Origin of the sequence: Bifidobacterium saguini DSM 23967 (genome assembly GCF_000741715.1) — a bacterium.
In the GTDB taxonomy this organism is placed as follows: domain Bacteria; phylum Actinomycetota; class Actinomycetes; order Actinomycetales; family Bifidobacteriaceae; genus Bifidobacterium; species Bifidobacterium saguini.
Map to the genome: position 1 here is coordinate 92,931 of NZ_JGZN01000013.1, position 21,203 is coordinate 114,133.

The window sequence follows — 21,203 nt, forward strand, 5'->3', positions numbered from 1 at the left end:
AAGAAAGGAAGGAACATTATGACACTTGCATTTGTGGTCCCGGGCCTCGATGAGGCAATCAGCGAGAAGGCCATTGCTATTCTGCAGAATCGTCTGAGCCAGGAGCAGGAGGCTGCACAGGTTCTCAAGCACGCCCACTGGAATGTGACCGGCCCGAACTTCATTGCCGTGCACGAAATGCTCGACCCGGAGGTCGAATCCGTGCTGGCTCAGGCTGATGAGACCGCCGAGCGCATCGCCACTTTGGGCGGCACTCCTGATGGTCGCCCGGATGCCATTGTGCGCAATCGTACGTGGAAGCCGTTCGATGTGGACGGCCGCGCAGGCACTGAGAAGTATCTTGAGGCTTTGATTGAGTACTACGATGCCTTCATCGCTGATGACCGCAAGGCCATTGCCGAGCTGGACGAACTGGACTTCGTCAGCTCCAACATCATTCAGGACCACGTTCAGCAGCTCGAAAAGTTCCAGTGGTTCATGCGCTCTCACCTGGCGTAGGTAAGAGCTCTATGCTTTGGCTCACCTCGTTGAGGGGAGCTGGCCGCGAAGCTGACTGAGGGGAGTTACCAGCTCAATTGCCGGTAACTCCCCTCAGTCGTCTACGACGGAAGTCCGTTCCTTAATCCATACCAACTCAGTGGGTGGCGATTTCGTCTACCTTGGTGACGTGGCCGCCGAACTGGGCGCGCAGGGCGGTGACAACGCGCAGAATGTCATCGGCACCACCGCGGGAGGTCTGGCGCTGCCAGAGAGCTGCAGCCGTAGTTGGAACCGGCACGCCCAACTCGAGTGCCGCTTCGATCATCCACTTGGCCTCGCCAGATTCATTGGCCACAGCTGGAACGCTCTTCAGCTCAGGATCTTCCTTAGTGGCGTTATCCAGCAAATCGAGCAGCCAGCTGGCAACCACAGAACCGGTACGCCAGGAAGTCATGGTTTCGGCCGGGTTGGTGACGTATTCGCTGCGCAGCATGGTGGCGAAGCCTTCGCCGAATGCCTGCATCATGCCGTATTCGATGCCGTTATGCACCATCTTGGCGAAGTGGCCGCCGCCCACTGGGCCGGCATGAACCAGGCCGTACTCGCCTTCCGGCTTGAGACTCTGGAAGATCGGCAGCACGGTCTCATAATCCTTATCGGAACCGCCAATCATCAGCGCATAGCCACGCTCAGCACCCCATACGCCGCCAGAAACGCCGCAATCCAGGAAGCCAATGCCCTTTTCAGCCAGGGCGGCGGCATGGTCGCGGTCTTCGGTGTACTTGGAATTGCCGCCGTCGACCACGATGTCGCCTGGCTCAAGCAGATCACCCAGCTGCTCCACGGTGGAATCGGTGGGAGCGCCCGCCGGAACCATAATCCATACCACGCGCGGGGCGTCAAGAGCCGCCACCAGCGCTTCCAGAGAATCGACGTCACGGCCGGATTCCGGATTCATATCGAAGCCTACGATCTTGTGGCCGTCTTCACGCAGGCGCTTGACCATGTTGCCGCCCATTCGGCCGAGGCCGATCATTCCCATCTGCATTGTGTTGCCTTCTTTCAATGAAACGAATAACGAGTTGAGGTTAGGGGGATTGCTTACAGGTTCAGAGCCTCAGCCACGGCCATGGCTTCCTGGTCGGGATCGGCCAAACCGATGTGAACGTTGACGTGCACTTCGTCATCGCCCGGTTCTTCCAGGATGTCGAACTGGCTCTTGAGCATGCTCGGCTTCATGAAGTGGCCTTCACGGTGAGACAGGCGGTCCATCACTTCGTCGAAGGTGCCCTGCATGTACACGAACACCACACCCGGGCGGCGCAACTTGTCACGGTAAACCTTCTTCAGGGCGGAGCAGGTCACTACGGCGGCTTCGCCTGCAGCCACGCGCTCGTCAATCCAAGACGCGAGCGTGTCCAGCCACGGCCAGCGGTCTTCGTCGGTCAGGGGGATGCCGGCTGCCATCTTGTCGATGTTGGCCTGCGGGTGGAAGTCGTCAGCTTCGGCGTACTTCAGGCCGTAGCGTTCGGTCAGGTGAGTAGCCACAGTGCTTTTGCCGCAACCACACACGCCCATCAGCACGATGATTGGCTTGGTCTTGGCGAAGTAGTCTGCGGGGATGGTGTTGGCGGTGATGATGTCAGTAAGTTCGGCGGTAGCGATGGTCATGATGAGTTCCTTGAGTTAGCGATATGAGTGACAAGATATTGCGGTGGGTCTCTCCCCCAGTCAGCTTTCCAGCTGACAGCCCGAACGCAATTATGGACGGCCTCCGGCCGGCATCATCATTGCTCGCGGCTGCTCGCCTTCGCCTACAAACAGCCCACTGGGTTGTTTGCTTAACGGCTCAGCTCTTCAGAGGGAGGCCAACAGGAGCGGGGACTAGACCAGCGGCACGAAGATGCTGCAGACCATGACGAGGGCGAGCACCACGACGGACAGCAGGCATTCGAGCACGGTCCAGGTCTTGAAGGTTTCCCCAACCTCGAGGCCGAAGTATTCCTTGATGAGCCAGAAGCCAGCGTCGTTGACGTGGGAGAGGAACACGGAGCCTGCGCCGATGGCGATTACCAGCAGAGCGATAGCCGGAGCGGTGACGCCCATCTGATCGACCACCGGGCCGAGAATGCCGGCCGTAGTGATGATCGCGACGGTAGCGGAACCAGTGGCCACGCGAACGAAGGCGGCGATAAGCCATGCGAGCAGGAAGATGGAGATGGCGGAGCTTTCCACAAACTTGCCGATGATGTCACCGATACCGGTATCCACCAGCACACCCTTGTAGCCGCCACCTGCGCCGACGATCAGCAGGATGCCTGCGATAGGCGGCAGAGCAGCCTTAAGAGAATCGTTCACGGTCTTCCAAGACATGTGAGTGGTGCGGCCGAGCACAATCATCGCAAAGATCACGGCGGTGGCCAGTGCAATGGCAGGCTTGCCGAAGAAGGCGAGCACCTGAGCGTAAATAGCCTTGGAATCAGCCTGATCAGGAGCCACAATCTCGAAAATGGCGTTGGCGAGCATCAGGATGGCCGGCACGAGGATGCACAGCACGGACAGGGCGAACGGAGGCTTGGAGGTTACCAGGTTGCCATCGGCGTCGACGCGGCCCTTTCCGGTGTCGAAGTTCTCAGGAGCGCCGACCGGCACCCACTTGGCGGCAAACTTGGAGAACAGCGGGCCAACCAGAGCGGCGGTGATTACGGCGATCGGCAGGCCGAACATCATGGTGATGCCCACGGAACCGTTCTTGAAGCAGCTCAGTGCGGCGAGCGGGCCAGGCTGAGGAGGCATGCAGGCGTGCATCACGGACAGGCCGGCCAAGGTAGGAATGGCCACGCGCATCAGCGGGAGCTTGGAGCGGCGGGTGATAAGGATAATCACCGGCACGAGCACCACCAGGCCGACCTCGAAGAACATCGGCAGACCGATCAGGGCGCCGATCAAGGCCATAGTCCACGGAATCATCTTGGTGGAGGTCTTGGCAAGCAGGGTATCGACGATGCTATCTGCAGCGCCGGTGTCCATCAGCACACGGCCGAGCATGGCGCCGAGGCCGACGAGAATGCCCACGGATGCCATTGTGGAGCCGAAGGTGGTGGAGAAGCTTTCCACGGTGGCCACCGGGCCGTAACCGGAGCCGATACCGACCACGAGGGAGGAAATCAGCAGGGAGACGAACGGGTGCAGCTTCGCAACGGTAACCAGCAGAATCAGCACGACGATGCTGGCCACCACACTGATGCCGAGCTGGGTGCTGTTGAGCTGGACTGCGTTCGCGGCTTCAGCCAAAACAAGCGTATTCATAATCCATCTCTTCTTTGAGTAGTTGTATTTGAATGACGTTTCATTGTCACCGCATACATTTCGTATGTTGTTATCTAATATAACGACTGATTATGTAATACGCAATACTTTTTCACGCCGGCGTGTTGAATATGTATGCCATAACGGATCAAACGTGCCATACTTGTCTTATGACTTCTGCGACTTCTCCGAATACTGCAGCGACCGGCGCAACTACCGCCGACAACGCCGGCAATACTGCCGAGCTCTCCCTGCATGACCGACTCCTCGACGAATGGGGCATGGCCGTGGTCAGCGGGGCAGTAGCCACGGGGGAGCGACTGCCCGAGCCGAATATGGATGGCGACGTCACTCCCTCGCGCACGGTGACGCGCGAGGTGACGCGCGTATTGGAATCGATGGGATTGGTCAGCGTCAAGCGCAAGGCCGGCGCCACCGCGAACCCGATCGAGCAGTGGAACATTCTGGATCCACAGGTGATTCAGTGGCGACTGCGCGGGCCGCATCGCATTTCCGCGCTACACGAGCTCTCACAACTGCGCGCCGCCGTAGAACCTGTGGCCGCTCGACTTTCCGCCTCGCACGCCACTGCGGAGCACTGGGCTACGCTCACACGCGCGGCCATTGAGATGGTGGCACATTCCGATCACGCAGACGAAGCCGAGTATTTGGAGGCTGATATTCTCTTCCACCGCACGCTGCTGGAGGCTTCCGGAAATCTGATGTTCGCGGCCCTTGGCGATGTCATCGCCTCTACACTTACCGGCCGTACGCAGCATGAGTTGATGCCCAAGGTGGCTGATCAGACGGCATTGAGCTGGCACACCGAAGTCGCCGCTCTGATTCGCAAGGGCGATGGCGCAGCGGCCGAAGCCACCATGCGGCAGATCGTCGACGAATCCGATCAAGCCATCAGCCACATCGCCGGCAATAGCGAGCAATAGCTACAGCACCACGCGACGATTAAGTTCCCGGCGCAGCTCGCGCCAATTCGGCAGATAAGAGCCGATACGCCGCTGGAAGCCCACACCATGACCACGCTCCCATAAGTGCGTCATTTCGTGCACGAGCACGTACTCCAGGAACCGCGGCTCCATCAAACCCAGTTGCAGATTCAAACGAATCCGTCCGGTTTTCGGCGTACACGACCCCCAGCGCGTAGTCATCAATCGCAGTGTGATATGCGTGGGAGTGCGGCCAATCACCGGCCCCCACTTGGCCAATAGCCCCGGCAGCTGCGCATTGATATTGGCCGCAGCTTGCTTGCGCAAAACATCAGTCCAGACAAATCCAGTATGTTCCGGTTCAGATACCAATGACTGCTGCCTTGCACGCCGCATTTTGCGCACATTGCCGTCAACCCACGCCCTGCGCCCGCGCACAAAATCGATAATCGTCCGATCACTCATGCGCCGTGGAGCCGATACCACCACGTCTCCATTCGGCGGTTTGATGCGCAAATACATGTTCTTAATGGGCTTGCGCACCACCGTAATCGACAATCCGTCAACATTGAGATTGCTGCTGATGCCAGCTGCTGCGGAACTGCGGCGAGAGCGAGATGATGGACGATACGGCATGTGCGCCATTGTCACGCACGGAACCGACAGTCAGCCTACTCGCGCAGCAAATCGGCACAGCGCCAAACCACATCGGCAATGCGGCGCAACTCCGATTCGGCACTGACCGTACGCCATACTGCCGCATAGGTTTCAACCCATTGTTCAAGACCGCGAGCAACCCGCTGCGGCATCGAATCACTCGTAGCTTCAGCTTCAGTAATGACTCCATCGCGCAGCGCCAAGCACAAGCCCAGCTCATTGAACAAACATTGTCCCTCTGCCGCAATCAGCACCGGCTGCAGCACACTGCCCCGAACAGTGTCCACATCATGCGTTGTCATCTGTGCGGCAATAGCGCCAAGCCGAGCAATATCTGCACGCAGCGCCTTGTTGGCCTCAGCCCAGCGCAGTATGTCAGGTTTCAGCCAAGCGAGCAGATTCATGCGCGCTTCGCTCACAGTTTCGCTGGAATGGATGAGTTCGGCATGATTGACACCACTAGCACCATCGTGCGCGTCAGTGCGAATCGAATTACGCACATCAATGTTCAGCGAACCGTCGCCATAGTCAAGCTCCAGGTATCGGACGATATTCATCCAGTCAAACGTCACCCGATGGCTGGCATCGCGCAGCATGGCAACGAATTCGCCAGTGCTATCGCCATACTCAACCATTGAAATACGGCAATCGAGCTCAGCATGCGCATCATCACCCACCCTTGCGGCCCACTGTGGATCCCACGCACATTGCGCGCCATACATCATGCCCGGAATCGCCATACGCGGATCATTGACATGCCCAAAGTCACCCCAGTCGGTCACCAGGAATCCGGCAGCACGATAGCGCTGGCCATATTGCGCCAAACGAGAGATGTTTCCCCAAGCCCAGTCCAGTCGGGGCAGCAGCGCATTCCAGCACCATACTGCCGGACACACGTATTGCGTGGCACCGGATTCAGCCACAAGCCGCACTTTCTCATCGGTAATGTCTGGCTCATACAGCCAGTTGAGCAGCGTTACATCCTTCGGCAGGCGCTGAAGAATCTCGGGCATTTCTATCGCAATATCGCCCCAGAACAGTGGCTCTCGACCTTGTTCGGACAGGTGCTCGCACAGCCGGGACACATAATCGGCGTACATGGCGGCCACTCCGCGCTTATCAGCCTCCGGCTTTGAGCGGCCTTTGCCAAGATCGAACGTCTCGTCACCGCAGATGTTGAATTTACGACTGCGGAACAGCTGCAGATAGTCATCGATAAGCGTGCAGGAGAGCGCGAATGCGTCTGCTTCGGTGATGTTCAGCGTGTGATGCTCCATACGCTCGATCAGGCTGTACGGGCGATCGGCCTGCTCAGGGAATTCACCCAAATGGCGCAGTTCGCGTGTGCGCAATGCCATGTAGAGGTGACCGAATGTGGATACCGATGGTACGAGTTCGATGCCGCGCGCTGCACAGTATTCATCGAACGCAATGATGTCGGCTGGCTTGAGCGGGCTGGTTCCACGCCAGGTTTCGCTCATATTGTCGAAGGCGAAGGTGTGCTCAACGTAGAGCTGCAGCTGATTGTATTTGTAAAGGCACAGTTTGTCGGCCCAACGCTTCAACCAATCGAGCGTAGGCACACGGCCACGCGTGGCATCAAGATAATAGCCGCGGGTTTGGTAGGCAGGTTTGTCTGCGATAGTGAGCTCAGGCAGCACCGGGGCACATTGGCGGATGATTTGCCGCAATGTTTGGATGCCATCGCGCAGGCTGACTGCGTCACCGCCGACAACAGTGATGCCATCTTGCGCTATCGTTAGGCGATATTCATCCTGCCCCAGAACATCATCAGAGTCGATGGACAGCGTAATGAATGACTGCCACCGATCACCTTTCGCAATATCCCATCGCAGGCCAGTGGCTGCTTCGATATCGTCGGCAATCTGATTGGCCCACACATTGGCAATATCGGCCTTGCCCGCGTTTTCAACAATTCGGCCGACATATGGCAACACGACCGTTGCATTGGGATGAATATCAATCGCACAAGGCTCGGGAATCAGCTCGAACTCTTTCGTTTTGCCCTCGACGCAATACTGCATGACGCTCCTTTACCTCGTGCCGTGCTTGTAGTCGTTCCCTATTATGGTTCTTCCACTGCGACACGCCGAAACATGTTTCCGTTGACACCATCACATTCAGTGGTATTGTAATCACTTGTGCGCTTTTGAAGCGTGCGGATCGGGCCCATAGCTCAGCTGGTTAGAGCGCATCCCTGATAAGGATGAGGTCGGAGGTTCAAGTCCTCCTGGGCCCACGGAAAAATGAAGCGGCTCGCGAGCCGCTCTTTTTTTCAACAACTCAACATGGGGCTATAGCGCAGCTGGTAGCGCATCTGCTTTGCAAGCAGAGGGTCGCCGGTTCGAACCCGGCTAGCTCCACCATCAAACCCTTGGAATCAAGCCGATTTCAAGGGTTTTTTGTTTTCGTCTACCACGGCGCACAGCTCACCGCACAGCCTCGAATACAAGCCCTCCCCAGCGGCTACAATGCACCCCAGAGAGAACAGGCAGTTTGCAGAAAAGTGGTTCATCAATGACGAATCCTCGTCCGACGCGTATCGCATCATCGTCGCAGCATCATTCCGACAGCGAACCCAAGCCGGCCAGCACCCATTTTACCGCCATCGATGGCCTGCGAGCATTGGCCATCCTCGGCGTGGTCGACTACCACACTCGCCCCTCGCTATTACAGGGCGGATTCCTTGGCGTCACCATCTTCTTCGTCATCAGCGGTTTCCTCATCACCCGCAGCATTACCGGCGAGCTCAGCCGCACCGGCAGCATCTCCTATGGCACGTACCTAGCCAAGCGACTGAAGCGACTCGTGCCGCCAGCAGTCGTCATTATTGCACTCACCGCTCTAGCCGCATATCTCACGTCGCCGAGCCTCCTGCCCAAAGTTCAAGCCGACGCACTGCCGTCACTGTTCTTCGTCAGCAACTGGGTGAATATCTTCCGGCATGTTTCCTATTTCGCGGCCGCCGGCTTGCCTTCGCCGCTGACCCATCTGTGGTTCCTCGGCGTACTGATGCAGTTCTATCTACTGTGGCCATTGGTATTGTTGGCGCTTCACCGTGCCAAACTGTCACGCAAAGCGCAGCTTGGCATCATCGCCGCGCTTATACTCGCCTCCACGCTCGCTATGGCATTCCTCTTCGATCCGAATGCCACGGGCAGCCGTTCATACTATGGCTTGGATACTCGTGCCGCAGAGCTGCTGGCCGGCGCACTCTTAGCACTGCTCATCACCGGCAATCAGCAAGCGGCGTCAGACAGTTCCCAGCCTCACCATCTCAACTTCGGCGATGCGCTGGCACTAGTGCCTTTGATGCTGCTGATTGTGGCCTTTGTCGCTGCCAAATCAAGTTGGACTGTGCTCTACCGCGGCGGCTACCTGATTGTGGCGCTACTCACCGCGCTACTGCTGGCAGCGGCCATCGTGCCCGGCAATATGGTGGGCCAAGCACTCTCCGCGCGCCCGCTCAGGTACATCGGCTCGCGTTCGTTCTCGCTGTACCTAGTGCATTATCCGCTGCTGGAGATGATGAATCCGGCCACGCGCACTACCAAACTGGCATGGTGGGAGTGGATTGTGCAGGCCATCGTACTGTGGATTGCCACGGAAGTGTTCTATCAGCTAATTGAGCGCACGATTCGCTTGGGTGCCACAGCTGCGCAAATCAAGTACCGGCACCGCGCTCAGGCCAAGCATAATGCGCGCGCTATCGCTCTTCGTGTGCTGCAACTTTGCCGTCGAATCATTATCGTGCTGTGCGCGGTCGGCACTGTGCTGCTGTGTGTATTACCGCTTGACTGGGGTGCGATTGCACAGGCTCGATCCGTGCAGCTGCGTCCGGTAACCGCCAAAGTCGAGGCAACGCCAGCGCAAACCAAGTCGGCGCCAAAGCCAGCGCAGCAGTCAGATGAATCCGCGCAACAAGCCGACCAACAAACCCAAGATGCCAACAAGCTGGTACCAGTGGCCGAAAAAGTACCGAATAATTTGGATACTTCCGGCTGGACCTACGACGCATCCACCGGTGTATGCAGTGCGGATCCGCTGATTATCAGCGATTCTGTGGAGATGGGCGCACAGCGCGTGCTAGTGAACACTATGCCGAACGCCATTCAGGACAATGAAATCGGCCGTAGTTTGGTTGCCTTCCCGTCCACCTACCAGCAGCATCTGGCGGCCGGCGACGATAAGCGCGTGGTGATTGCGGCACTGGGCACCAATAGCGCCGGAGCGAATCCGGAACAGTCATTTGAGGATGCAGTGACCGCGGTGAATGGCAAAGCCTTGTATTTCATTACGATTCGCAACCCCGCGATGGATGCCGAGGGCGTGAATGCAGCCATGCGTGCGGTGGCCGCTCGACATAAGAATGTGGGCATCATGGATTGGTATGGGCTGAGCGAGGGGCATAGCGAGTACTTCTATGATGACGGCGTGCATCTGACCATCGGTGAGGGATTGGGGCGTGAGGCCTATTCGCATATGGTCATTCAGGCTTTGTGCGGCCAGTGATTTCCTCAGCAAACACCCTCTTTTGACACAGCGTCAAAAGAGGGTTTACAATATGCTGCGAGAGAAATTGACGCTTCGTCAACAATGCTCGTTCCGCAATGATTGCAGGACACAGCACCTCGAGCCAAGCGCCAACAGCCCAGGCCCCGGCATCCAACGAGGGATGACGAGCACAGGGCACAGCAACTAGGACACTCGGAAAGGACCGTTATGCTGTTTCAGGTCTACGGCGACAATGCCGTCTATCAATGGATTGGATGGATTCTCGTCTTCTGCTGCCTTATCGGCGCCAACGAGCTCGCTCGTCGCACCAAAACTGGTGGCGTGGTGGCGTTCCTCGTCATTCCCGCAATCCTGACCGTCTACTTCATTACCATCTACACGGCCGCCGCTATGGGTGCTGAGTGGGCTCTGAACAACCCCACCTACGTGCACATGACGAGCTGGTTCCATTACGCCAAGCTGTACGCGGCCACCATCGGCTGCATCGGCTTCATGGCCCTCAAATACAAGTGGGGCTCCATCGGCAAATCGCACTGGTTCAAGTGCTTCCCGTTCGTCATCGTGGCCATCAACATCCTGATCGCCGTGGTCTCCGACTTTGAATCCGCCATCCGCGGCTGGGGCGGCACCTGGGTTTCCACCGAAGGCGTGACCCTGTACGGTGGCTGGCACAACGTGTTCAACGGCTTGGCCGGCATCCTCAACATTTTCTGCATGACCGGCTGGTTCGGCATCTACGCTTCCAAGAAGAAGGACGATATGCTCTGGCCGGACATGACTTGGGTGTTCATCGTGGCCTACGACCTGTGGAACTTCTGCTACACCTACAACTGCCTGCCCACCCACTCCTGGTACTGCGGCCTCGCACTGCTGCTCGCTCCAACCGTGGCCAACTTCTTCTGGAACAAGGGTGGCTGGATTCAGAACCGCGCCTTTACGCTGGCCATCTGGTGCATGTTCGCCCAGGTGTTCCCGATGTTCCAGGATTACTCCGTGTTCTCCACCCAGTCCGTGAACAACCCGAACGTGAACCTCGTGGTTTCGCTGATCGCACTCGTGGCCAACGTGCTGGCTTTGGGCTACATCCTCATCCGCGCCAAGAAGCAGGGCATCAACCCGTGGATGCAGGAAGCCTTCAAGGGCACCAAGGACTTCGAACAGGCCATCGCCCGCGCTGCGTGATTGCTACATAATTGCTGCATAAACGCTACATAACATATGCGCTGACGTCTCATTCGTGGGACATCAGCGCATTTTCATTTGATTTGCGATGTTGTACTGCTGTGCCGTGGTACAACATCGTAGAACCTTGTGATTCCCTGCATTGCGGCAAGGAAAATGGCTTATCATCGTCGCTTGGGAACATGCGTACCGAACAACGAATGGTACGATCCCGCATTTTCACCCATTGCGCAATTTCGTACCATACATCCTTTGGCGATCACCCACCACAAGCCCCCTGCGGTGTCCACCTAGTGAGGAATCTCGCAGGCACCTCTTGAGCGTTTCCAGAGTTCACGCCTACAATCGGAAGCGTCTTATTTGATAGTCCAACCCAAAGGGGAGTTTCACTATGCTCACTAACGAGTACGTCAAGCGCGTCTATGATCAGGTGCAGAAGCGCGACGGCGATCAGCCCGAATTCCTGCAGGCCGTCTACGAGGTGCTGGACACTTTGCAGCCTGTTGTCGCCAAGCATCCTGAATACGAGGCCAACGGCGTGCTGGAGCGCCTCGTCGAGCCTGAGCGCGTGGTGAAGTTCCGCGTGGCTTGGGTTGACGATGCCGGCAAGGTGCAGGTCAACCGCGGCTACCGCGTGCAGTTCAACTCCGCCATCGGCCCGTACAAGGGCGGTCTGCGCTTCCACCCGACCGTGAACGAGGGCGTCATCAAGTTCCTCGGCTTTGAGCAGATCCTGAAGAACTCCCTGACCACGCTGCCGATGGGTGGCGGCAAGGGCGGCTCCGACTTCGACCCGAAGGGCAAGTCCGACGCTGAAGTCATGCGCTTCTGCCAGGCCTTTATGACCGAGCTGAGCCGTCACATCGGCCAGTTCACCGACGTTCCGGCCGGCGATATCAACGTCGGCGCCCGTGAAATCGGCTACCTGTTCGGCCAGTACAAGCGCATTCGTGACGAATACTCCGGCGTGCTGACCGGCAAGGGTCTGGAATTCGGCGGCTCCCTGGCCCGTACCGAGGCCACCGGTTATGGCCTGTGCTACTACACCGCAGAAGCTCTGCGCGTACTCAAGAACGATTCCTTCGAAGGCAAGACCGTGGTGATCTCCGGCTCCGGTAACGTGGCCATCTTCGCCACCGAGAAGGCTCAGGAGCTGGGTGCCAAGGTCGTGACCGCTTCCGATTCCAACGGCTACGTCTACGATCCGGATGGCATCAAGCTGGATATCGTCAAGGACATCAAGCTGGGCCACCGCGGCCGCATCAAGGAATACGCCGAGCGCGTGCCGGGCGCTGAGTACCACGAGGGTTGCTCTGGCGTGTGGACCGTGCCGTGTGACATCGCTCTGCCGTGTGCCACGCAGAACGAAATCGACGAGGCTTCTGCCGAGGCTCTGGTCAAGAACGGCTGCAAGGTGGTGTGCGAGGGCGCTAACATGCCGTCCACTCCAGAAGCCATCGCCGTCTACCAGAAGAACGGCCTGCTGTACGGCCCGGCCAAGGCTGCCAACGCCGGTGGCGTGGCCGTCTCCGGCCTGGAGATGAGCCAGAACAGCTACCGTCTGTCTTGGACCTTCGAGGAGACCGACGCCAAGCTGAAGTCCATCATGGAATCCATCGTTGCCGAGTCTCTGGCCGCCGCCAAGGAATACGGCGAGGAAGGCGACCTGATGGCTGGCGCCAACATCGCAGGCTTCGTCAAGGTGGCCAACGCAATGGTCGCCCAGGGCATTCTGTAAATCTGGGTTGTAACCCTCAGAGCTAAGTACAACAAGAAAACCGGTGTTTGGAGCGAATATGTGCTCCAAACACCGGTTTTTCATTGTGCTCAAGCAATCATCTAAGCGCTACTGCCGCTTATGACGCACAACAACCAAAACAACGCCGGCTGCCACCAGCAGCAGCACAACCACAGCGATAGCGGCTACGGATGAACCAGTGTTGGCAATCTGCTTGGCCTTAGGGCGATGACGGGAAACAGTGCCCGCCTGGCTATCAGTACCTGGCTGTGAAGCCGTGGTGTCAGTGCCGGTTGAGTACTTCTGATCGAACGCAAACGGCCATGCGCCATCAGGTGCAGCCCACTGACCAGCTTCCGTACCAAAGCCCATGTCAGCAAGCAGTTCCGCACGCTTGGCCTGTACTTGGGCCGCATCCAAAGCTTCCATCTTGCCGAGCACAATCTTCGAATAATCGGCGGGATTCAGCAGCGCTCCGGACTCGTCATGGCTAGCGTATTCAGCAAAGCGCACATCAGGGTGGAAGGTCACGTCCACGCTCTTGCCACTCTTATCCTTGCCGGTCCACACATTCCAACGGTCCTTGATGACCTTGCTGGAAATAGTGCTGTCGAGGTACGTCACAGCGGACGAAATATCCGCATATGTATCGTTCTTCGCATTCAAATTCACATCGGTCACGTAGCTGCTGCCGTCAGCCGTGCGCACCTGCGAATACTTCGCAAATGTCTGCCACGGGCGACCCAGCGAAAGCTTCGCATTATCACCGTAAGCATCGGAAACGGTCAGGCGGCAGCGGTCAATCACCAGACCAACGCCGGACTTCTTCGTATTGGCAGCGGTGAAATAACCGTTGTTCTTGCCGGGGAACGCGGCCATATGCAGTTCAGTGCCGGTGAAGTATGCATTCGCGTCGCCGAACACGAAGTCCACCGTGCCTTCAATGTATCCGCCATCCACGTATACGCGATTGCCGGCCCCCTGCACGTACAACGTGTCCTGACGGCCGATAATGCGGCTGTTCTTGAGGTATACCTTGTCTGCCTGAGTGTTCAGGGCAACGGCTGGAGTCTGCTGGCCTTCAGCGGTGTGATCCACCACGTTGTAATCATTTTGGAAGGTGATGCCGTAGGCTGCGAAACCGGTAGCACCCGCGCCAATGGTCACAGTGGCGCACTTATTGGTGCCCAGATCGAATGCATCCTGCGGCACGAAGTTGCCCGCAGCATCGAATGTGTTGGAGGAATAGTAGCTGGCGCGAATCGTCACCGCGCGCTTGGCAGTCACGTCAGCGTTGGCAAAGGTGACGCCCGGCTTGGTTACCGTCACCTTTTCGCGGTAATCTCCAGGAGCGATTTTCAGCACCAGTCGATTGGTCTCGGAAGAATCATTCGCGTCCAATGCAGCCTGAATGCTCTGGTACTGCTCGTTCGGACCAACGGTGACGATATGGCTGGCAACAGCGGGGGAGTCGGCAGCATAATCGATGGCGATGCCGGTCAGGTAGAGGCTACCGGCACCTGCAACGGTAAGTGGCACATAACGCGTGGAGTCGGTACTGACCACGCTTGCGGCACCGGTGGCAATATCCGCATCATTGAGCTTGAGCGTGGCCCCATATGCCTGGCCCTGCACGGTGATGCTGGCACCGCCTTCGGCTTGGGCGACAGGAATGTACAGAATAGTTCCGGCGTTTACCTGAGTATCACTACCGCCGCTGGCTGCTGTGGTACGCGGGCTGAACTTGGCACCTTGTACTCGAGCATCAATGGCGATGCCGTGGTAGTCGGCAGTGCCACCTTGCACAGTTGGTCGATCGGTTGCAGCTTCGGTGAAATCCCAGCTGGTATCTGTAGCCGACACGGCAGCAGGGGTACCGGGGAACGCTGGTTCCGGCTTCTGTTCGGCAAGAACGATGCTGTTGAGGTACGACGAAGGAGCTGTAAATGTGATGTTGACGGTAACGTCAGTATCCGATGCGGGCACGGTGATGACATTGTCTTTTACCTCGCCCGCAGATGCAGTGACCGCAGTGGTGCCGCCTGAAAGCGACAGGGTGATGGTCGCTGGATTGGTATGAGCCGGTACCGGGACGCCAATGATGGTTCCCGCGTTGATTTGGGTGTCGTTGGTGCGCGGTGCGAATTTGGCTCCGACTGCAGTGGCGTCAATGGTTAGGCCATCGAAAGTTTGCGATGCACCTTGCACTGTGCCCAATGCGGCAAGAGCGGCATTGGTTGATGCATCCAAAGACCAGGTATGGTCGATAGCTGATGCAGCAGTAGTATTTACTGAGCTTGATGATTGCGATGCAGTTGGATTGCTAACTTCTGTAGCTGATGCGGTGGCCGCGGCCCCGCCGAATATCATGCCGGCAGCCAGTAGTATGCCAGCAGCGCGAAGAATGGTTTTCTTCATGGGAATCTCTCTTATGCTGTGAATTGGATGTAGCACAGTGGATAACAGGGAGAAATCCCAATACACCACAACCTGAGCAAATCCCCCTGCCTATGCTCGCGCTCAACATAGCACTGGAGAAAGTGCTATCGGAACCCCCGAACCGCATTCAGAAAAAGGGTGCACCCTTTGTGACCAAATGTACATATGGCAGTACATATCGGTTATGCGCGCAACAAAAATGCCTGCAACCAAGATGGCAGCAGGCATTCTGTACTTAATTGTGATGATCTCAAATCAGCTCAAGCGTCACGTCGAGCTTCAGGGGCTTATCGGCGGGCAGCTGGAACTCCGGGTGCACGGGTGCGCCCCAGGTGTCGTCGCCGCCAATACCCATCTGGGCAGCCAGCAGACGCAGGAACGTGTGGCGCACTGGCGGCAGTTCGTCAGCATGCAGCGCGTCCTCCAGCATCAGCGAGCTGTACGGCAGCAGGCTCACGGCGAACGGCTGCGCATCGGTTCCGGCTGCGGTCACGCGCATACCATGTCCTTCGGCGTCGGTGATTTCCGCCCAGCGCACGCCCTCATGATTGCCGGTTTCCTGCGGCACCAGATATGGCGCGAAGTCCTCGTCCGCCGTGCGGGAGAAGATGCCCAGCTTGCCGCCGTGCAGGCGGTCACGATACGTCTCTTCAGGGCCAAGACCGTAGAAACGCAGGTGATCGTACTGGGACGGCAACGCCCATTCGAGACCGAATGCCGGCAGGGTGGCGGCATCCGCCTCGCCCGGGAATTCGGCAGTCAGATGGATGCGCAGGGCGGCATCAATCTCATAACGAACAGTAACCGGCGTATGCGCCGCATCAGCCAGCTCATAGATGTACGTGCCAGTCAGACCCTCGACGTTCTGCTCGATGGCAGTGCCGACCACGCGCGCATAGCGTCCGGCTGCGAACCATTGTGCGCGATTGAATCCGGACTGGTTGCCGCGATCGTTATCCACCAGCGCACGGAAGGTGGTCAGCGAAGGCCGGCGAATCACCATTTCACGGTCGGCTTCACCATTCGTACCGAATCGCTTGAAGGAGACCAATCCGCCTGCGCTCTTGGAGAGCAGCGCCTCGGCGGCATCATTGTGAATGCCGGCATTAAACGGATCCTCAGCCACCACAGCCAGAGAAGCAGCCGCAGCGGAATCAACCTCAGCATCGCCAAAGTCCACGCTGGCCACATACTGCCCGAACGTCAGCTCATACCCGGCCGGCGCCCAGTCGGTGGCCGAAGCCAGTCGCTGATCGACTTCGTACACGACTTCCGCACGACCGCTCAGCGGCACCAGATCGGTGACGCGTGGGAAGGCAATCGGCAGTCGCTGCGTGTCTCCTGCCGGCACATCAAAGCGATAATCCGCATGCCAACGCTCAACACCGTTCACCAGCACGCGCGCGGCGAACACATAATCAGCGGTGGAGATGAACAGGTTGTCGTTGATGATGGTCACGCCGGACTCGTCCGGAGTTAGGCGCACGTTGGCATACAGTTGCTTGACTTCCTGTGCCTTAGGCGTGGGCGTGCGGTCCGCGAAGACGATGCCATTGCCGCTGAATTCGTAGTCGGTTGGGCGGTCGTAGAAGTCACCACCGTAGGCGAGGCGCTCGGTGCCGTCACCGAGAGTCTGGAACAGTGCCTGATCCACGTAATCCCAGATGAATCCACCTTGGTACTTCGGGTATTGCTCGAGTGCGGTGTACAGGTGCAGGCCACCGGTGGAGTTGCCCATCGAATGCGAGTATTCGCAGGAGATGTATGGCTTCTGATCGTCGCCGAACAGGTACAAGTTCTTGATTTCGTCAGGTTTGGCGTACATGCGGCTCATGATGTCCGTCACGTCGCTGTATTCCGGCTCGTTGAACACGCTCTCATAATGCACCGGACGATCAGGGTCGTTGGCATGCACGAAGTCGCGCATGGTACGGAACACATCGCCACCGAAGGACTCGTTGCCCAACGACCAAATCACCACGCTTGGATGGTTCCAGTCGCGGTGCATCATGCTGTTGAGACGGTCCACGCAGGCCGCACGCCATTCGTCACGGCTGCCCGGCACGGCGGTTTCCGGATGGAAGGTACCGTCCGCGTAGGTCCACGTGCCGTGGGTTTCGAGATTCGTTTCGTCGATCATGTAGATGCCGTATTCGTCGCACAGCTCGTACCAGCGGGTCTGGTTCGGGTAGTGGCAAGTGCGCACGGCGTTGATGTTCAAGCGCTTGAATTCGCGGATATCCTTAAGCATCACAGCTTCGGAAACCGCGCGGCCAGTGCGTGCATCGAACTCGTGGCGGTTCACGCCCCTGAACACAATGCGTTTGCCGTTGATCTTCATCAAGCCGTCTTCGATGGCGAAGTGGCGGAAGCCAATGCGCTGCGGCACGGCTTCGATCACCTGACCGTTCTCATCCAACGCAGTGATGGTCAGGGTGTACAGGGTCGGCTCTTCCGAACTCCACGCGTCCACATGGCCAACGTTCACCTTCCAACTAACGGCGATGGGGGAGTCGTCAAAGTTTTCAATAACCGGCACGTCAGCAATGCTGTTGCGCCACACTTCCGCACCAGAAGCGTCTGTCAGCACGGCCTCAAAAGCATTGGCACCGGAGGCGTTGCGCACGAATGCATCAACGCTCAGCTCACCCTCTCCAGCAGCGACATCGTAATCGGCGGTGACGCGCAGATCCTGAACATGGACGGCTGGCTGAGCGGTGAGTTCCACCGAGCGGAACAGGCCGTGCATGCGCCAGAAGTCCTGATCTTCAAGCCAGCTGGCGGATGTGTACTGGAAGCAGGCCACGGCAAGCACGTTCTCGCCCGGCTGCAGTGCGGCGGTCACATCGAATTCACTGGGCGTAAAGGAGTCCTCAGAGTAACCGATAAATACACCGTTGAGCCACACGGCGATGGCGGTGGAGGCACCTTCAAAGGTCACGGTAATAGGACGCACAGGAGTCTCACCGGCCGCCAACGCCTGCACATTTGCAGACACGGCTGCGGCAACCTTGTATTCCGGCGTAAAGGCGCGGCGGTAAAACGCCACATAATTATGCTCGGGGATGCCCGGTGCCTCGGGAGCCTCGTGACCAGACCACGGGTATTGCTGGTTCACATACTTATGCGGCAGGAATCCCTTGACTTCCAAGCAGGACGGCACATCGATGGTTTCGAATGCAGAGTCGTCGAAACTGGGAGCAGCAAAATCAGCAGCAGTCAGCGTATCAGTACCGAGGTCAGACAGATCAGCGAGCGACACTACCCATTCGCCGTCCAAGCTTTGCTGCAGATCCATCGATTCGCCCGCAGCCGGAGCATGGTCATAGAAACGATGGCTTGAATGCGCAGCCACTCTGTTCACTGCGAACACTCGTGGATCCGTAAGCCATGCCGGATTGAATTGTTCGGCAATCATCGAATCAGTCATGTGATTATCGCCTTCCTGAATTATGTTGCACACCACCATGTGATTAGTAAATAAACTGTTTACTAAACAGCATACTTCATATTGCATATCCACACGCACATGAATTCAATGCATTACGATGGATAATAAGTAAACGCATTACTGTTGCGCATTAATGCAGCACATGGAAAGAACTCATCGGGAATCATTATGGTCACTATCAGGCAAATAGCACAGCAAGCCGGATTCTCCCCGGCAACCGTTTCCCGCCTGCTCAATGGCGACCCCACGTTTTCCGTCAAAGAGGAAACCCGGCGCAAGATTCTTCAGGTGAGCAGAGAACTCGGGTACGAGGTGCAGGAAAGGCATTTCCTAGCCCCGCATGATATCGCCGTACTGGATGCCATCGATAGCGACGAGGAACTGCTGAACGCCTACTACAGCGAATTGCGCAACGCCTTGCTTGCCACCGCAGAAGATATGCACATTACCTTGTCGTTCTTCAAAGATGTGCAGTCGCTGACGGCAAACGCCGATCAATACGATGGTTTTGTGTCTATCGGCCCGGAAGTGCACAGTCAAGCAGAATTGCAGCAGCTGCATGATGTGCTGCCTCACGGCGTATTCATCGATGTGAATCCCGCGCCCAACCTGTTCGATTCAGTGCAGCCGGATCTGGCGCAAACCGTATTGGATGCCTTGAGCGAGGCCACGGCCCGCGGCATGAATCGCATTGGATTCATCGGCTGCAAAGGCCACATCATGGGTACATACGAGTATCCGGAAGATGTCCGCACTTTGGCTTTCCGCAACTGGTGCGAGCGTCTCAACGTGAACAATGACGGGCTGATTTTCATCAGCGAGCAGGTGAGCGTGGAGAGCGGCCGCAAACTCGGCGAACAGGTGGTCAAAGCACTTGACGGCAACCTGCCGGATTGTTTCATCGTGGCCACTGATGCTTTGGCCGTGGGCATGTTGCAGGCGTTCAATCAGGCCGGCATTATTGTGCCGCGGGATGTGAGCCTGATCAGCATTAATAATCAGACCATCGCACAGTATGTGTCGCCTCCGCTGACCACGTACGACATCAACCAGCAGGATCTGGCGAGAACCGCGCTGCTGGTACTGTCCCAGTCGCTGAATTACGACTCCGCCACCCACACGCATACGCTGCTTTCCACCACGCTGGTGCCGCGCGAAAGCTTCGTGTCACAAGCACGGAGCTGATATATCGCCATCAATGCCTTTTGTTCACACATCTTGCCGTAACCGGTTACCATTATGTACTGCAATGAAGCAATTCACTAAGGAAAGCGGATATCCACATGTCTCGCACAGCAATAGCGACCAAAAAAGTGACCATTAGAGATGTGGCCCGCTTAGCCGAAGTGTCCTACGGCACTGTTTCCAGATACCTTAACGGCAATGAGCATGTTTCCACCGATGCCGCGCGCCGCATCGCCAAGGCCATCGAAGAATCTCATTACACGCCGAACAAAGCGGCTCGCTCACTGGCTCAGCAGCGTACCTCAACTGTTGCCTTCATCGTGCAGGTCGAATCCATAGCCACCCTGCTGCAAGCAAGTACTGCCGCCGCTATGGCGGAAGCCAATCAAACCTTGGGCGATGCCGGCTATCAGATGGTCACGCTCATCGCCAATTCCGAGGATTCCACACAGCGCATAGCACAGCTGGTACAAAGCGACTTCGCCGATGGGTATCTGTTGTTCTCCTTAAGTGAGGATGATTCGCTGATCAATATTTTCCGCACTGCGCATCGTCCGGTGGTATTGTCCGAAGCCAGCGATCGCAGTACCGCAGTTTCCTACCCAGCCGTGGATTTCGCTAACGCCGACGGTCAGTGCAGTATTACCCGGTATTTGCTGGACCAAGGGAAAATCAGGCTGGCCTATGTGTGCGGGCCTGGTTACTCGCCATCGTCAAGCAAGCGACTGCACGGCTTCAAACAAGCTATGGGAGCATATTTCGATGACAGTCATGTGTATTACGCCGACGATTGGGAAATCGCCAGCGGTGAGATGGCGGCAGTTGAATTCCAGCCGATGCTTCATGACCTCGACGGTATCGTATGCGCCAACGACAATATCGCCATTGGCGTGATTAATCAGCTGCGTCGATTCGGCTATCGGGTGCCCGAAGATATTGCGGTCACTGGTTTTGATGATTCCCCGATTGCCACGATGATGGATCCAAAGCTCACTACAGTGCGACAGGATTCGTGGCTGCATGGCCGTGTGATGTCGCAGCTGTTGCTCCGTATGCTGCACGGCGAGGTAGTGGATCATCAAACCGTCAAACTACTGCCCACCGAGATTGTGACTCGGCAGTCAGCGTAGGTTTGCCGCGCTGATTCGTTTGTATGTTCACGCAATCCACGACCCCTGCGCGAACTTACAAACGATTTGCACGACAAAAGCCTTTGTATGTTCGCGCACCATACGTGACTTGCGCGAACACACAAAGGCTTTCCGGCCAAACAGCCGTTCGT

14 protein-coding genes and 2 tRNA genes are annotated in these 21,203 nt (G+C 57.4%); 9 read left to right on the top strand and 7 right to left on the bottom strand.

Annotated elements, in window-relative coordinates:
- Positions 1-18 precede the first annotated feature (18 nt).
- Complete coding sequence (locus tag BISA_RS08745; RefSeq protein ID WP_033891470.1) at positions 19-498, top strand: Dps family protein; 480 nt, start codon at positions 19-21, stop codon at positions 496-498.
- A gap of 136 nt (positions 499-634) precedes the next feature.
- Here the strand turns inward: BISA_RS08745 and gnd are convergent, their stop codons facing one another.
- The 3 genes from gnd to BISA_RS08760 all read right to left on the bottom strand — a co-directional run bounded on the left by gnd (position 635) and on the right by BISA_RS08760 (position 3,789).
- Complete coding sequence (gnd, locus tag BISA_RS08750; protein WP_033891471.1) at positions 635-1,528, bottom strand: phosphogluconate dehydrogenase (NAD(+)-dependent, decarboxylating); 894 nt, start codon at positions 1,526-1,528, stop codon at positions 635-637.
- Positions 1,529-1,581: 53 nt separating this feature from the next.
- Positions 1,582-2,151 carry a gluconokinase gene (locus tag BISA_RS08755; RefSeq protein WP_237746129.1) on the bottom strand — a complete coding sequence of 190 codons (570 nt, stop codon included), beginning with the start codon at positions 2,149-2,151 and terminating at the stop codon, positions 1,582-1,584.
- 213 nt (positions 2,152-2,364) lie between these two features.
- Positions 2,365-3,789, bottom strand: coding sequence for a GntP family permease (locus BISA_RS08760; RefSeq protein ID WP_033891473.1), 1,425 nt, complete (start codon positions 3,787-3,789; stop codon positions 2,365-2,367).
- Positions 3,790-3,959: 170 nt separating this feature from the next.
- On the opposite strand from BISA_RS08760, the gene BISA_RS08765 reads away from it, so the two are divergent.
- Entirely contained in the window at positions 3,960-4,733 is a 774-nt protein-coding gene (locus BISA_RS08765) for a FadR/GntR family transcriptional regulator (RefSeq protein ID WP_081890081.1), read from the top strand.
- Here the strand turns inward: BISA_RS08765 and BISA_RS08770 are convergent, their stop codons facing one another.
- Positions 4,734-5,369, bottom strand: a complete 636-nt coding sequence (locus BISA_RS08770; protein WP_033891475.1) for a M48 family metallopeptidase — start codon at positions 5,367-5,369, stop codon at positions 4,734-4,736.
- A 35-nt stretch (positions 5,370-5,404) separates the two neighbouring features.
- On the bottom strand, positions 5,405-7,435 hold the full coding sequence (locus BISA_RS08775; RefSeq protein ID WP_033891476.1) for a beta-N-acetylhexosaminidase: 2,031 nt from the start codon (positions 7,433-7,435) through the stop codon (positions 5,405-5,407).
- A 141-nt stretch (positions 7,436-7,576) separates the two neighbouring features.
- Here BISA_RS08775 and BISA_RS08780 point away from each other — a divergent pair.
- The 5 genes from BISA_RS08780 (at position 7,577) to gdhA (ending at position 12,846) form a co-directional block, all read left to right on the top strand.
- Positions 7,577-7,650: transfer RNA gene (locus BISA_RS08780), tRNA-Ile, on the top strand.
- Positions 7,651-7,701: 51 nt separating this feature from the next.
- Positions 7,702-7,777 (top strand) — tRNA-Ala (locus tag BISA_RS08785).
- A gap of 151 nt (positions 7,778-7,928) precedes the next feature.
- Positions 7,929-9,923, top strand: a complete 1,995-nt coding sequence (locus BISA_RS08790; RefSeq protein WP_051917449.1) for an acyltransferase family protein — start codon at positions 7,929-7,931, stop codon at positions 9,921-9,923.
- Between the two features lie 210 nt (positions 9,924-10,133).
- A complete protein-coding gene (locus BISA_RS08795) occupies positions 10,134-11,108 on the top strand; it encodes a DUF5692 family protein (protein ID WP_033891478.1) in 975 nt (324 codons plus the stop codon).
- A 391-nt stretch (positions 11,109-11,499) separates the two neighbouring features.
- The gene (gdhA, locus tag BISA_RS08800) at positions 11,500-12,846 is read left to right on the top strand and encodes an NADP-specific glutamate dehydrogenase (RefSeq protein WP_033891479.1); all 1,347 of its coding nucleotides are present in this window, start codon (positions 11,500-11,502) and stop codon (positions 12,844-12,846) included.
- A gap of 108 nt (positions 12,847-12,954) precedes the next feature.
- On the opposite strand, the gene BISA_RS08805 is transcribed toward gdhA, so the two are convergent.
- Complete coding sequence (locus tag BISA_RS08805; RefSeq protein WP_237746130.1) at positions 12,955-15,264, bottom strand: pectinesterase family protein; 2,310 nt, start codon at positions 15,262-15,264, stop codon at positions 12,955-12,957.
- Positions 15,265-15,535: 271 nt separating this feature from the next.
- Positions 15,536-18,715 (bottom strand): beta-galactosidase, LacZ type, encoded by a 3,180-nt coding sequence (gene lacZ / locus BISA_RS08815; protein WP_033891481.1) that lies wholly within the window; start codon positions 18,713-18,715, stop codon positions 15,536-15,538.
- Between the two features lie 189 nt (positions 18,716-18,904).
- Between lacZ and BISA_RS08820 the strand changes: the two genes are divergently transcribed.
- Both BISA_RS08820 and BISA_RS08825 read left to right on the top strand, forming a co-directional pair.
- Positions 18,905-19,921, top strand: coding sequence for a LacI family DNA-binding transcriptional regulator (locus BISA_RS08820; protein ID WP_033891483.1), 1,017 nt, complete (start codon positions 18,905-18,907; stop codon positions 19,919-19,921).
- Between the two features lie 98 nt (positions 19,922-20,019).
- A complete protein-coding gene (locus BISA_RS08825; RefSeq protein WP_033891485.1) occupies positions 20,020-21,051 on the top strand; it encodes a LacI family DNA-binding transcriptional regulator in 1,032 nt (343 codons plus the stop codon).
- Positions 21,052-21,203 lie beyond the last annotated feature (152 nt).